This window comes from Schumannella sp. GW821-FHT10F01 (genome assembly GCF_058809295.1).
Window position 1 is genome coordinate 41,459 of the sequence record NZ_JBXASM010000006.1, and the last position, 12,299, is coordinate 53,757.

Consider the following 12,299-nt stretch of genomic DNA (forward strand, 5'->3'; position numbering starts at 1 on the left):
TGATGCGACGACTGCTCTCCGCCCTGGCCGCCGTCACCCTGGCGCTCGCGCCCGCCGTCGCGGGGACGACCGCGGCGAGCGCGGTCACCGCTCCTCCGGTCGCCGCTCCCCTGGCCGGCTCCGGCGTGCCTGCCGGCGTGGACGACTTCACCTTCGAGTCGATGGCCGCGGACTACGAGCTCGGCCGCGACGCGAGCGGGCACGCGACGCTGCAGGTGAGGGAGACGCTCGTCGCCGTGTTCCCCGACACCGACCAGAACCGCGGCATCGTGCGCTACCTGCCGCAGCGCGACGAGACCACGCGCGCCGACTACGGCGTGCGGATCGTGGGCGTGACCGACGGCGACGGCGGGAAGGTCCCCTACGAGACGAGCACGCAGGAGGACTCGGAGGGCCGGCCGTTCGTCGCCGTCGCGCTCGGCGACGACAGCTTCGTGCACGGGCGGACCACGTACGTCATCGAGTACACCGAGCGGGATGTGGTGCGGCACTTCGCCGACACCGACGACGACGAGTTCTACTGGGACGTCAACGGCAACGAAGCGGCGCAGCCCTTCGGCACGGTGACGGCCGACGTGCGGGTCGACGACGAGCTCCGCTCGGCCGCGACCGGCCGCTACTCCTGCTACACCGGCGTCTACAGCTCGACGGCGCAGTGCCCGATCACGACGACCGACGACGGCTGGTCCGCCACGACGACGGACCTCCCCGCGAACGCCGGGATGACGGTCGCGATCGGCTTCCGGTCGGGCACCTTCGCCGAGCCCGCGACGCCGGCGACCTCGTGGCTCGCGACCGTGGCGCCGTGGCTCGTGCTCGCCGCGGCGGCGATCCTCGTCGCCGGCACGGTGCTCGCCCGCGCGCGGCTCTGGCGGGACGCACCCGGCCGCGGCATCGTCATCGCGCAGTACGAGGGCCCCGACGACGTCGGCGTGCTCGAGAGCGCGCACTTCCTCGGCCGCGGCGACTCCGGGCTGCCCGCGACGTTCGTGCAGTTCGCCGTGACCGGGGCGGCGACGCTGCGGGAGGCGTCCACCGGCGACCCGTACCAGCGCTACTCGCTCGTCGCCGGCGACGCCGACCGGCTCGAGGTCGCGGACGACCGGCGCATCTTCGACCAGCTCTTCCCGGGAGACCTCGGCAAGCCGGGCGGCGTGCTCGTGCTCGACCGCAGCTCGGAGTCGCTCGGCGACCGGCTCACCCGCATCGACGCGGGCGCGCTCGCCGAGGTCGACTCCGACGGCCTCATCCGCCGGGTGCGGAGCCGGCTCTCGGTACTCATCCGCGTCCTCGCGCTCGGCGTCGTGATCGCGGCAGGCCTGCTGCTGCTCTGGGCGATGGACGTCGAGGTCGCGCCCGCGCAGGTCTGGCTCGGCGCGCTGCTCGGCGGCGGGGCCGCGCTCGTGCTGCTGTTCGGCGCCGCCCGCGCGCCGCGCCGGCTCACGCGAGCCGGCGCCCTGCTGCGCGAGCACCTGCTCGGCCTGCGCGAGTACCTCCGCTGGGCGGAGGAGGACCGGCTGAGGTTCCTGCAGAGCCCGGCCGGCGCCGAGCGCACAAGGGTCGATCCGGCGGACCCGGCGGCGGTCGTCCGCCTCTACGAGCGGCTGCTCCCGTGGGCGATCGTCTGGGGTCTCGAGGCCGACTGGACCCGCGTGCTCGGCGAGAAGTACGCCACGACGCCGCCGCAGACCACCGGCGGCATGAGCTTCGCGGACGGCTACCTCGTCTCGTCGTTCGCCCGCGGGGCCGCGGTCAACGCTTTCGCGACCACGCCGCCGCCGAGCTCGTCGGGCTCGAGCTTCTCGAGCTCGTTCGGCGGGTCCAGCTCGTTCGGCGGCTCGTCGGGCGGCGGCTTCTCCGGCGGCGGAGGCGGCGGGGGCGGCTTCGGCGGACGCTGACGCTGACGCTGACGCTGACGCGAACGTGCGCGGCGACGGCCATCCCGCGCCCGCGCCCGCGCCACCACCCCGCAGTCCGTCAGCGCGTGCGCACCCGCGGCACGCTCGCCTTGTACGGCGACACCGTCGGATCGCCGTCGATCCAGAACCGCCACGGGAACGCCTCCGTGCCGCCCGCGCCGGACACCCCGGTGCGCGGACCCGAGCGGATGCGCGCCCCCGGCAGCGGTGCGCCGGGCTCGAGCCGGATCGGGTCCGGGGCGGACGGCGCGCCGTCGAGCGCGGCCCCGTCGTCGGCGAGGCCGATGCCGAGCGCGACGGTGAGCCGCGCGGGGCCGCGCGCGAGATCCGCATCCGTGCGCGACGTGGTGCGGCGGGCGCGGGCCGCATCGAGCCCGTCGACCACCTCGCCCGCCCGGAGCAGCACGGCCGACGCCTGGCCCTCGGGCGAGCAGACGATGTTCGCGCAGGCGTGCATGCCGTAGGAGAAGTAGACGTAGAGGTGCGCGGGCGGGCCGTACATCACGCGTGTGCGCGGGGTGACGCCGCGGAACGCGTGCGATCCCGGATCCTGCTCGCCGAGGTAGGCCTCCACCTCGGTGATGCGCAGCGCGACGCCGCGTCCGTGCAGCGTCGCCCCGAGCAGGCGCGGCGCGACCTCGAGCGCCGGCGCGGCCAGCAGCTCGGCCAGGGCGGTCATCGTCGTACGGTCGGCCCGAGCCGGCTCAGAACAGGTGCCCGAGCGCGGCGGCCCAGATCACGCCGCCGAGCACCACGGCCGCGGCGACGATCACGATCGCGCGGATCACGATCGGGTTCGACGCGCGCTTCTCGGGGCGGCGGTCGCCGGGGCGACCGCCCGAGGGCTCGGCGCCGCTCATCGCGCCGCCACTGCGAGGGAGCGGACGCGGTCGGTGAGCGCCGCGAGCTGCTCGGCGACGCGCTCGGGGGCGGTGCCGCCGACGCCGGCGCGGCTCGCGAGCGAGGCGGCGACCGTGAGGTGCTCGCGCACGTCCGGCGTGAGGCGGGAGTCGATCGCGGCGTACTGCTCGTCGTCCGGCTCGTCGAGCTCGAGGCCGTACTGCTCGCAGAACCGCACGAGGGCTCCCGAGATCTCGTGGGCGTCGCGGAACGGCACGCCCCGGCGCACGAGGTGGTCGGCCACATCGGTCGCGAGGGAGAAGCCCTGCGGGGCGAGCTCCGCCATCCGCTCGGTGTCGAAGCGGAGGGTCGCGATCATGCCCGCGAACGCCGGCAGCAGCACCACGAGGGTGTCGACCTGATCGAAGACCGGCTCCTTGTCCTCCTGCAGATCGCGGTTGTACGCGAGCGGCAGACCCTTCAGCGTCGCGAGCAGCCCGGTCAGGTCGCCGATGAGGCGGCCGGCCTTGCCGCGCGCGAGCTCCGCGATGTCGGGGTTCTTCTTCTGCGGCATGATGCTCGACCCCGTCGAGAAGCCGTCGTCGAGCGTGACGAAGCCGAACTCCTTCGTGTTCCACACGATGACGTCCTCGCTGAAGCGCGAGAGGTCGATGCCGATCTGCGCGGCGATGTACGCGAACTCGGCGACGACGTCGCGGCTCGCGGTCGCGTCGATCGAGTTGGGCATCGGGGCGCCGAGGCCGAGCTCGGCGGCGATCGGCACGGGATCGAGTCCGAGCGCGCCGCCCGCGACCGCGCCGGCGCCGTAGGGCGACTCGGCCGCGCGGACCCGCCAGTCGCGCAGCCGCTCGAGGTCGCGCACCAGCGGCCAGGCGTGCGCGAGGAGATGGTGGGCCAGCAGCACCGGCTGCGCGTGCTGCAGGTGCGTGCGGCCCGGCATGACCGCGGCCGGGTGGGCGGACGCCTGCGCCGCGATCGCGTCGACGAGGTCGACCACGAGCCCCGCGATGGTGGTCGCGGAGTCCAGCAGGTAGAGGCGCACGAGCGTGGCGATCTGGTCGTTGCGGCTCCGGCCGGCGCGCAGCCGACCGCCGAGCTCCGGCCCGACGGCCTCCACGAGCTCGCGCTCGAGGGCGAAGTGCACGTCCTCGTCGGTGTCGCGCGGGCGGATGCTCCCGTCGCGCACGCCGGTCTCGATCGCGTCGAGGCCGACGAGCATCCGGCCGAGCTGATCGGCGTCGAGATGCCCGGCCGTAGCGAGCGCCCGGGCGTGCGCCCGCGAGCCCGCGAGGTCGTAGACCGCGAGCCGCCAGTCGAAATGGGTCGACCGCGACAGCGCGGTCAGCTCCGGCGACGGCCCGTCGGCGAAGCGACCGCCCCAGAGGCTGCCGCCGCCCGCGCCGGACCCGGTCGCGTCCTGCCCGCTCATTCGGACTGCGCCAGGTCGCGCTTGGCGCTGATCTTCGACGGCAGCGACCAGAGCTCGATGAAGCCCTTGGCCAACGACTGGTCGAAGGTGTCGCCCGTGTCGTAGGTCGCGAGGTCGAAGTCGTACAGCGACTCGACGCTGCGGCGGCCGGTGACGGTGGCGCGCCCGCCCTGCAGCGTGAGCCGGATGTCGCCGGAGACGTGCCGCTGGGTGTGGTCGATGAAGGCGTCGAGGCTGCGCTTGAGGCCCGAGTACCAGAGCCCGTCGTAGACGAGATCCGCCCACTCGGCCTCGACGCCGCGCTTGTAGCGCCCCAGGTCGCGCTCGAGCGTGAGGTTCTCGAGCTCCTCGTGGGCCGCGATCAGGGCGATCGCGGCCGGGGCCTCGTAGACCTCGCGGCTCTTGATGCCGACGAGGCGGTCCTCGACCATGTCGATGCGGCCGACGCCGTGGCGCCCGGCCACGTCGTTGAGCCGCTGCACCGCCTCGAGCGGCGAGACGACCTCGCCGTCGATCGCGACCGGGATGCCCTCGGCGAACGTGATCGTGACCTCGTCGGCCGGGCCGTCGGCGGCCGGATCCTGCGTGTACTCGTAGAGGTCCTCGATCGGCGCGTTCCACGGGTCCTCGAGGAAGCCGGTCTCGACCGCGCGACCCCAGACGTTCTTGTCGATCGAGTACGGGTTCTTCTTCGACTGCCGGATCGGCAGCCCGTGCTCCTCCGCGTAGGCGATCGCCTTGTCGCGGGTGAGGGCGAGGTCGCGGATGGGGGCGATGCTCGTGAGGTCGGGCGCGAGCGCGGCGACCGCCGCCTCGAAGCGCACCTGGTCGTTGCCCTTGCCGGTGCAGCCGTGCGCGACGCTGTCCGCGCCGAGCTCCTTCGCGACGCGGGCGAGGTGGCGGGCGATGAGCGGACGGCTCAGGCCCGAGACCAGCGGGTAGCGCTTCTGGTACATCGCGTTGGCCTTGAGGGCGGGCATGAGGAAGTCGTCGGCGAACTCGTCCTTCGCATCCACCACGACGGCCTCGACGGCGCCGCAGTCGAGCGCGCGCTGACGGATGTCCTCCATGTCCTCGCCGCCCTGGCCGACGTCGATCGCGAGGGCGACGACCTCCTTGCCGGTGGCGTCCTGCAGCCAGCCGATGCCGACGGAGGTGTCGAGTCCGCCGGAGTAGGCGAGGACGACGCGTTCTGCCATCTGTGGTGCTCTCCTTCGTGTGCTGTTCAGTCTAGGGATCAGGCGCGGACGGCTAGGCTCGCCCCATGAGCGAGCAGAACTCGGGTGAGCAGCCGCCCCGTCCCCGCTACGGCGAGTACGCCCCGCCCGGATACCAGCCGCCCGCGGCGACCCCGCCGGCCCAGCCCGCTCCCGAGCAGCACGCGCCCGCTCCCGGCGCCCAGCCCGCGTGGCCGAGCGCGCCGCAGCAGCAGCCCGCCTGGACCGCTGCGCCCGCGCAGCAGTCGTACGACCCGACCGCCTGGGGCGAGCCCGCGAAGCCGGCGAAGCGACGCCGCATCTGGGACCTCGTCCTCACGATCATCCTCCTCGGCCTCGGGCTCCTCGGCGCCGGTCTCGGCGTGCTGTACGGGTTCATCTTCACCGACCCCACCCTGCTCGACGAGGCGTTCCGGCAGCAGGGGTACGGCGGCTTCGACGGCGACGCCGGTGCCGCTCCGGCGATCATCCTGGTGAGCCAGCCGCTGCTGTACGTCGCGGCGCTCGCGGTCGGCATCTTCCTGCTCGTGACGAAGCGGATCGCCTTCTGGGTGCCGCTCACGGCGGGGGTCGTGGCGGCGATCATCTTCTGGAGCTGCTTCGTCGGCGTGCTGGTCTCCGACCCGTCCCTCACGAGCCGCTAGGACGCGCGACCCGGCAGGTCCTGCCTGCCGGGCGAGCGGCTGAGCCGGCCTCAGCCGGCGCGCTCGAGCAGCCAGACCAGCAGCGCCTTCTGGGCGTGGAGGCGGTTCTCCGCCTCGTCCCAGATGACGCTCTGCGGCCCGTCGATGACGGAGGCCGACACCTCGTAGCCGCGGTCGGCCGGCAGGCAGTGCAGGAAGACGGCGTCGGCGGCGGCGTGCGTCATGAGCTCCGGGGTGACCTGGAAGCCGCCGAACACCTGCACGCGGTGCGCCTTCTCCTCCTCCTTGCCCATCGAGACCCAGGTGTCGGTGACGACGACGTCGGCGCCGGTCACGGCCTCGACCGGATCGGCGAGCACGCGGACGGAGCCGCCGGTCGCGAGCGCGCGCTCCTCGGCATCCGCCACGACCTGCACCGAGGGCGCGTACTCGGCGGGCGCGGCGACGCGGACGTGCATACCGGCCGTGGCGCCGGCCAGCAGGTAGCTCTGCGCCATGTTGCTCGCGCCGTCGCCGAGGAAGGCGACCGTGAGCCCGGCCAGCGCGCCCTTGTGCTCGCGGATCGTGAGCAGGTCGGCGAGCAGCTGGCAGGGGTGGAAGTCGTCGCTCAGCGCGTTGACGACCGGCACGCGCGTGCCGGCGGCCATCTCCTCGAGTCCGGCCTGGGCGTAGGTGCGCCAGACGATCGCCGACACCATGCGCTCGAGCACGCGGGCAGTGTCCGACGGCGTCTCCTTGCCGCCGAGCTGGCTCGACGCGGTCGAGATGATCAGCGGGCTGCCGCCGAGGTCGGCGATGCCGACCGCGAAGCTCACGCGCGTGCGGGTCGACGACTTGTCGAAGATCACGGCGACCGTCTGCGGGCCCGCGAGCGGACGCCGGCCCCAGCGGTCCGCCTTGATCTCGGCGGCGAGGTCGAGGATCTCGGCCTGCTCGACGGCGGTGATGTCGTCGTCGCGGAGGAAGTGGCGGGTCATTCGGGGGCTCCCGTCTCGAGGTGGTGCTGCACGGCGTGCAGGGCGGCGGTGAAGCGCTCGGCGAACGCCTCGATCTCGGCGTCGCCGATGATGAGGGGCGGGGCGAGGCGGATGGTGGACTCGTTGGCCGCGTTGATCACGAGGCCGTGGCCGAGCGCGACGCCGGACAGCCGGATCGCCTCCGGCCGCTCGAGCACGACGCCGAGCAGGAGCCCCTGCCCGCGCACCTCGCGGACGAGCGGCGAGCCGATGCCGGCGATCGCGGCACGCAGCTGCTCGCCGCGCACCCGCGCGTTCTCGACCAGACCCGCCCGCTCGATCTCGCCGAGCACCGCGTTCGCGGTGGCCGTCGCGAGCGGGTTGCCGCCGAACGTCGAGCCGTGGTGGCCGGCACGGAACAGGTCGCTCGCGGCGCCGAACGTGATGAGCGCGCCGATCGGGAACCCGCCGCCGATGCCCTTCGCGACCGCGATCGCGTCGGGCACGATGCCGTCCTTCTGGAACGCGAACCACTCGCCGGTGCGCCCGGCTCCGGTCTGGATCTCGTCGATGATGAGCAGCGCGCCGTGGCGCGCGGTGAGCTCCCGCGCCGCGCGGAGGTAGCCCTCCGGCAGCGGGATGACACCCGCCTCGCCCTTGATGGGCTCGACGAACAGCGCGGCGACATCCGGCCCGATGGCCGCCTCGAGCGCCTCGATCCTCGTCGGCAGGTGCTCGATGCCCGGGATGAGCGGCTCGAAGTCCTGCCGCAGCGCGGGCTTGCCGGTCAGCGCGACCGAGCCCGTCGTGCGGCCGTGGAAGGCCTGCTCGAGCGCGAGCACGCGGGTGCGGCCCGTGAGCCGCGTGAGCTTCAGCGCCGCCTCGATCGCCTCGGCGCCCGAGTTGCCGAAGAACACGCGGCTGCCGCCGGAGAGCCGGCAGAGCCGCTCGGCGAGCTCGATCTGCGGCTCGGAGGCGTAGAGGTTCGAGATGTGGGCGGCCTTCGACGCCTGGCGCGTGACCGCCTCGACGAACACCGGATGCGCGTGCCCGAGCGAGTTGACGGCGATCCCCGCCACGAAGTCGAGGTACTCCTCGCCCTCGACGTCGGTCACCCACGCCCCGCTGCCCGACTCGAGGAGCAGCGCCGGCGTCGGCGCGGATCGCATCATGACGTCGTGGAAGCGCTCGGTGAGGAGCTCCGTCGTGGTCGGTTCGTCCCTGTGCTGCTGCGCGCCGCTCATGCGGGCACCACCTCCGTGCCGATTCCGGCGTCCGTGAAGATCTCCAGCAGGACCGAGTGCGGACGCCGTCCGTCGATCACCGCCGCCTTCGCCACTCCCCCGCGCACCGCGTCCAGGCAGGCCGTCATCTTCGGGATCATCCCCGACTCCAGCCCGGGCAGGAGCGCCTCGAGCTCGGCGGTGTCGATGACCGAGACGAGCGACTCCGGATCCGGCCACTCGCGGTAGAGGCCGGCCACGTCGGTGAGCACGACGAGCTTCGCGGCCCCGAGCGCCACGGCCAGGCTCGCGGCCGCCGAGTCGGCGTTGACGTTGAGCGACTGGCCCGGCACGTCGAGGTCGGGCGCGATCGAGGAGACGACCGGGATGCGGCCGGCGTCGAGCTCGGCGAGCACGGCGGCGGGATCGACCTCGACGACGTCGCCGACGAGCCCGATGTCGACCGCCTGCCCGTCGACGACGGCCTCCCGGCGGCGGCCGCCGAACAGGCCGGCGTCCTCCCCCGAGATCGCCGAGGCGAGCGGGCCGTGGCTGTTGATGAGCGTGACCAGCTCGCGGCTCACCTGGCCGGTGAGCACCATCCGGACGACCTCCATGGCCTCCGGCGTGGTCACGCGGTAGCCGCCCCGGAACTCGCTCGGGATGCCGAGCCGGTCGAGCATCGACGAGATCTGCGGTCCGCCGCCGTGCACCACGACCGGACGCAGCCCGACGTGGCGCAGGTAGACCATGTCCTGCGCGAAGGCGCGCTTGAGGTCGTCGTCGACCATGGCGTTGCCGCCGAACTTCACGACGACGATCTCGCCGGCGAAGCGCTGGAGCCACGGCAGCGACTCGATGAGCACGGCGGCCTTCACGGCGGCCGTCTCGAGCCGGTCGGCGGGGCGCGACGAGCCGGCCGAGGCGATGACGACCGCGGTGGCGTCGTCGGCGGGGATGCCGTCCGCGCCGCTCACGAGCTGTACGCCGAGTTCTCGTGCACGTAGTCGTGCGTGAGGTCGTTGGTCAGGATGACCGCCGCCGCCGCACCCGCGTGCAGGTCGAGCTGCAGCAGCACGCGCCGCGGGGTCAGATCCACGTCGTCGCGCGGACGGTCGGGGCCGCCCTTCGCGCACACCCGCACGCCGTTCATCGACACGTCGACGTCATAGGGGTCGAAGGCCGCCCGCGTCGTGCCGATCGCGGCGAGCACCCGGCCCCAGTTCGGGTCGTTGCCGAACACGGCGGCCTTGAACAGGTTGTTCCGCGCGATGGCGCGGCCGACCTCGACCGCGTCCGCCTCGCTCTCGGCGCCCGCCACCTCGATCACGATGTCGTGGCTCGCGCCCTCGGCGTCGCCCTGCAGCTGGATCGCGAGATCCATGCAGAGCGCGGTGAGCTCGTCCGCGAAGTCGTCGAGCTCCGGCTCGACGCCGGAGGCGCCGGAGGCCAGGAGCGTGACCTGGTCGTTCGTCGACATGCAGCCGTCGCTGTCGAGGCGGTCGAAGCTCACGCCCGTCGCGCGACGCAGCGCGCGGTCGAGGCGGTCGGCGTCGAGCACCGCGTCGGTGGTGATCACGACGAGCATGGTCGCGAGGCCCGGCGCCAGCATCCCGGCGCCCTTCGCCATGCCGCCGACGATCCAGCCGTCGCGGCCGCGCACGGCGGTCTTCGCGTGCGAGTCGGTCGTGAGGATGGCCTCCGCGGCCGCAGCTCCCCCGTCGTCCGAGAGCATGCCCGCCGCGGCATGGACGCCGGCCTCGAGCTTCGCGCGGTCGAGCTGCTCGCCGATGAGGCCTGTCGAGCAGACGAGCACATCGCCGGCCGAGATCGACAGCGCCTCGCCGACGGCTTCGGCGGTGGCGTGGGTGGTCTGGAAGCCCTGCTGGCCGGTGAAGCAGTTCGCGCCGCCCGAGTTGAGCACGATCGCGGAGACCACGCCGTCGGCGACGGCCTGCTGCGACCAGAGGATCGGGTTCGCCTTGGCGCGGTTGCCGGTGAACACGGCGGCGCCGGCGGACAGCGGCCCGCGGTTCACCACGAGCGCGAGGTCGGGGTTCCCCGAGGATTTGAGCCCGGCGGCGACGCCGGCGGCCTCGAAGCCGGCGGCGGCGGTGACGCCGACGCCGGCGGGGGTGCTGGTCGGGTCGGTGCTCACGGGGCGACTCCGTTCAGGGGGAGGGCGGTCGTCTCGGCCAGGCCGAGCGCGAGGTTGGCGGACTGGACGGCGGCGCCGGCCGTGCCCTTGACGAGGTTGTCGATCGCGCTGACGACGACGACGCGTCCGGCACGCTCGTCGACCGCGAGGCCGAGGAGGGCCGTGTTCGCGCCCGTGGTGTCGCCGGAGCGCGGGAAGACGCCCTCGGGCAGGAGGTGCACGAACGGCTCGTCGGCGTAGGCGCGCTCCCAGGCGGCCCGCACGTCCGCCGCCGTCACGCCCGGCGCGAGGCGGGCCGTGCTCGTGGCGAGGATGCCGCGCGACATCGGGACGAGCACCGGCGTGAACGAGATGGCCACGTCGACGCCGCCCGCCGCGGCGAGGTTCTGGATGATCTCCGGCGTGTGGCGGTGGACGCCGCCGACCCCGTAGGCGGACGCCGACCCGGCGATCTCGCTCGCGAGCAGGTGCGTCTTCAGCGACTTCCCCGCGCCCGAGGTGCCGACCGCGAGCACGGCGACGAGGTCGTCGGACTCGATCACGCCGGCCTGGATGCCCGGGGCCAGCCCGAGCGTCACCGCGGTGACGTTGCAGCCGGGGGCCGCGATCCGCCGGGCGCCCACGAGGGCGTCGCGCTGCCGCGAGCCGTCGGCGAGCACGAGCTCCGGCAGCCCGTAGGCCCAGGCGCCGGAGTACTCGCCGCCGTACCAGGCGTCCCAGGCGGCGGGGTCGGTCAGGCGGTGGTCGGCCCCGCAGTCGACGACGAGCGTGTCGTCGGGCAGCTGCGCCGTGATGGCGCCCGAGGCGCCGTGCGGGAGGGCCAGGAACACGACATCGTGGCCGGCGAGCACCTCGGGCGTGGTCGGCTGCAGCGTGAGGTGCGCGAGCGAGGCGAGGTGCGGCTGGGTGGCCAGGAGCGGCTGCCCGGCGTTCGTGTTGGCGGTGACCGTGGTCACCTCGAGGTCGGGGTGATCGGCGAGCAGCCGGAGCAGCTCGCCGCCCGCGTAGCCGCTCGCGCCGGCGACGGCGACGGTGTGGGACATGGCTCTTCCTGAAGGGGGATCGTCGGGACTGCGGTCGGTTCCGGCGGCGTCGCGCGTGATCCTGTCAGAAGGGTCAGCGGCGGGACGTCGCCCCGAATCGGCGCGCACGACGGAGACGGCGCGTGAGGGCGCCTGCCCGGAGTCCGCGTGCCATGTCCACGCTCCGACCCTACTCCGCAGACCTCGCGCGGGGCTAATCTGCGCCTGTCGGGCCACCGGCGCCCGCGGAGCGGAGGGGAACATGAGCGACCTGGACGAGCTGCTGCGGCAGCTCCCGATGGGCGAGATCGCGCAGCGGCTCGGCGTCGACGAGGACACCGCGGACGACGCCGTGCGGCAGGTGCTGCCGGGACTCGTGGGCGGCCTGTCGGCGAACGTCGAGAACGGCGGCGGCGACTCGCTCGCGCGGGCGCTGGCCGGGCACGCCGGCGACCTGCCCTCACCCGCGGACGTCGACACCGACGACGGCGAGCGGATCGTGCGGAACGTGTTCGGCGGATCGACCGGTCAGGTCGCCTCGCGGCTCGCGGACAACAGCCCGAGGTCGGCCGTGACCTCCGGCCTCATCCAGCAGCTGCTGCCGATCCTCGCGCCGATCGTGCTGTCGTGGCTCGCGAGCCGGTTCCTCGGCGGGAAGGCCGGGGGCGCTGCGGCCGCGCCGTCGTCCGCGTCGTCCGGCGGGCTCGGGGATCTGCTCGGCGGGCTGCTCGGGGGCGGATCGTCATCCGGCTCGGCCGGCTCGGCCGGCGGCGGACTCGGCGGACTCGGCGATCTGCTGGGCGGGCTGCTCGGCGGCGGGAAGCGCTGAGCTCCCCCTCGGATCCCCGAGCCTGTCGACGGGTCCCTTCG

At 73.9% G+C, this 12,299-nt stretch carries 12 protein-coding genes; 3 read left to right on the forward strand and 9 right to left on the reverse strand.

Annotated elements, in window-relative coordinates; genetic code table 11:
- Positions 1 to 2: 2 nt before the first annotated feature.
- Positions 3 to 1,898, forward strand: coding sequence for a DUF2207 domain-containing protein (locus AC1RSJ_RS08555; protein WP_493118100.1), 1,896 nt, complete (start codon positions 3 to 5; stop codon positions 1,896 to 1,898).
- Positions 1,899 to 1,977: 79 nt separating this feature from the next.
- Here AC1RSJ_RS08555 and AC1RSJ_RS08560 read toward each other — a convergent pair whose 3' ends face one another.
- From AC1RSJ_RS08560 to AC1RSJ_RS08575, 4 genes are read right to left on the reverse strand one after another with little or no spacing between them, the layout of a single operon-like run.
- Positions 1,978 to 2,598 carry a DNA-3-methyladenine glycosylase gene (locus tag AC1RSJ_RS08560; RefSeq protein ID WP_493117939.1) on the reverse strand — a complete coding sequence of 207 codons (621 nt, stop codon included), beginning with the start codon at positions 2,596 to 2,598 and terminating at the stop codon, positions 1,978 to 1,980.
- Positions 2,599 to 2,623: 25 nt separating this feature from the next.
- A complete protein-coding gene (locus AC1RSJ_RS08565; RefSeq protein WP_493117940.1) occupies positions 2,624 to 2,779 on the reverse strand; it encodes a hypothetical protein in 156 nt (51 codons plus the stop codon).
- Positions 2,776 to 4,209, reverse strand: a complete 1,434-nt coding sequence (gene argH, locus AC1RSJ_RS08570; protein WP_493117941.1) for an argininosuccinate lyase — start codon at positions 4,207 to 4,209, stop codon at positions 2,776 to 2,778. The genes AC1RSJ_RS08565 and argH overlap by 4 nt, the downstream gene beginning before the upstream one ends.
- Positions 4,206 to 5,408: an argininosuccinate synthase gene (locus tag AC1RSJ_RS08575; RefSeq protein WP_493117942.1), complete on the reverse strand. Its 1,203-nt coding sequence runs from the start codon at positions 5,406 to 5,408 to the stop codon at positions 4,206 to 4,208. Before AC1RSJ_RS08575 ends, argH begins: the two co-directional genes overlap by 4 nt.
- A gap of 65 nt (positions 5,409 to 5,473) precedes the next feature.
- Here AC1RSJ_RS08575 and AC1RSJ_RS08580 point away from each other — a divergent pair, with 65 nt between their 5' ends.
- Positions 5,474 to 6,070: a DUF6264 family protein gene (locus AC1RSJ_RS08580; protein WP_493117943.1), complete on the forward strand. Its 597-nt coding sequence runs from the start codon at positions 5,474 to 5,476 to the stop codon at positions 6,068 to 6,070.
- 50 nt (positions 6,071 to 6,120) lie between these two features.
- On the opposite strand, the gene argF is transcribed toward AC1RSJ_RS08580, so the two are convergent.
- The 5 genes from argF to argC are packed head-to-tail and all read right to left on the reverse strand — an operon-like array spanning position 6,121 to position 11,450.
- Positions 6,121 to 7,047: an ornithine carbamoyltransferase gene (gene argF, locus AC1RSJ_RS08585; RefSeq protein ID WP_493117944.1), complete on the reverse strand. Its 927-nt coding sequence runs from the start codon at positions 7,045 to 7,047 to the stop codon at positions 6,121 to 6,123.
- Positions 7,044 to 8,270 (reverse strand): acetylornithine transaminase, encoded by a 1,227-nt coding sequence (locus AC1RSJ_RS08590; protein WP_493117945.1) that lies wholly within the window; start codon positions 8,268 to 8,270, stop codon positions 7,044 to 7,046. Before AC1RSJ_RS08590 ends, argF begins: the two co-directional genes overlap by 4 nt.
- Complete coding sequence (gene argB / locus AC1RSJ_RS08595; RefSeq protein ID WP_493118101.1) at positions 8,267 to 9,178, reverse strand: acetylglutamate kinase; 912 nt, start codon at positions 9,176 to 9,178, stop codon at positions 8,267 to 8,269. The genes AC1RSJ_RS08590 and argB overlap by 4 nt, the downstream gene beginning before the upstream one ends.
- A 44-nt stretch (positions 9,179 to 9,222) precedes the next feature.
- A complete protein-coding gene (argJ, locus tag AC1RSJ_RS08600; RefSeq protein ID WP_493117946.1) occupies positions 9,223 to 10,407 on the reverse strand; it encodes a bifunctional glutamate N-acetyltransferase/amino-acid acetyltransferase ArgJ in 1,185 nt (394 codons plus the stop codon).
- A complete protein-coding gene (gene argC / locus AC1RSJ_RS08605; protein WP_493117947.1) occupies positions 10,404 to 11,450 on the reverse strand; it encodes an N-acetyl-gamma-glutamyl-phosphate reductase in 1,047 nt (348 codons plus the stop codon). Before argC ends, argJ begins: the two co-directional genes overlap by 4 nt.
- A gap of 241 nt (positions 11,451 to 11,691) precedes the next feature.
- On the opposite strand from argC, the gene AC1RSJ_RS08610 reads away from it, so the two are divergent.
- Positions 11,692 to 12,258 (forward strand): DUF937 domain-containing protein, encoded by a 567-nt coding sequence (locus tag AC1RSJ_RS08610; RefSeq protein WP_493117948.1) that lies wholly within the window; start codon positions 11,692 to 11,694, stop codon positions 12,256 to 12,258.
- The last annotated feature ends 41 nt before the right edge of the window (positions 12,259 to 12,299 follow it).

Coding starts and splice junctions, on each gene's coding strand:
- AC1RSJ_RS08555 (WP_493118100.1), top strand. CDS start 3: ATGCGACGACTGCTCTCCGCCCTGGCCGCCGTCACCCTGGCGCTCGCG.
- AC1RSJ_RS08560 (WP_493117939.1), bottom strand. CDS start 2,598: ATGACCGCCCTGGCCGAGCTGCTGGCCGCGCCGGCGCTCGAGGTCGCG.
- AC1RSJ_RS08565 (WP_493117940.1), bottom strand. CDS start 2,779: ATGAGCGGCGCCGAGCCCTCGGGCGGTCGCCCCGGCGACCGCCGCCCC.
- argH (WP_493117941.1), bottom strand. CDS start 4,209: ATGAGCGGGCAGGACGCGACCGGGTCCGGCGCGGGCGGCGGCAGCCTC.
- AC1RSJ_RS08575 (WP_493117942.1), bottom strand. CDS start 5,408: ATGGCAGAACGCGTCGTCCTCGCCTACTCCGGCGGACTCGACACCTCC.
- AC1RSJ_RS08580 (WP_493117943.1), top strand. CDS start 5,474: ATGAGCGAGCAGAACTCGGGTGAGCAGCCGCCCCGTCCCCGCTACGGC.
- argF (WP_493117944.1), bottom strand. CDS start 7,047: ATGACCCGCCACTTCCTCCGCGACGACGACATCACCGCCGTCGAGCAG.
- AC1RSJ_RS08590 (WP_493117945.1), bottom strand. CDS start 8,270: ATGAGCGGCGCGCAGCAGCACAGGGACGAACCGACCACGACGGAGCTC.
- argC (WP_493117947.1), bottom strand. CDS start 11,450: ATGTCCCACACCGTCGCCGTCGCCGGCGCGAGCGGCTACGCGGGCGGC.
- AC1RSJ_RS08610 (WP_493117948.1), top strand. CDS start 11,692: ATGAGCGACCTGGACGAGCTGCTGCGGCAGCTCCCGATGGGCGAGATC.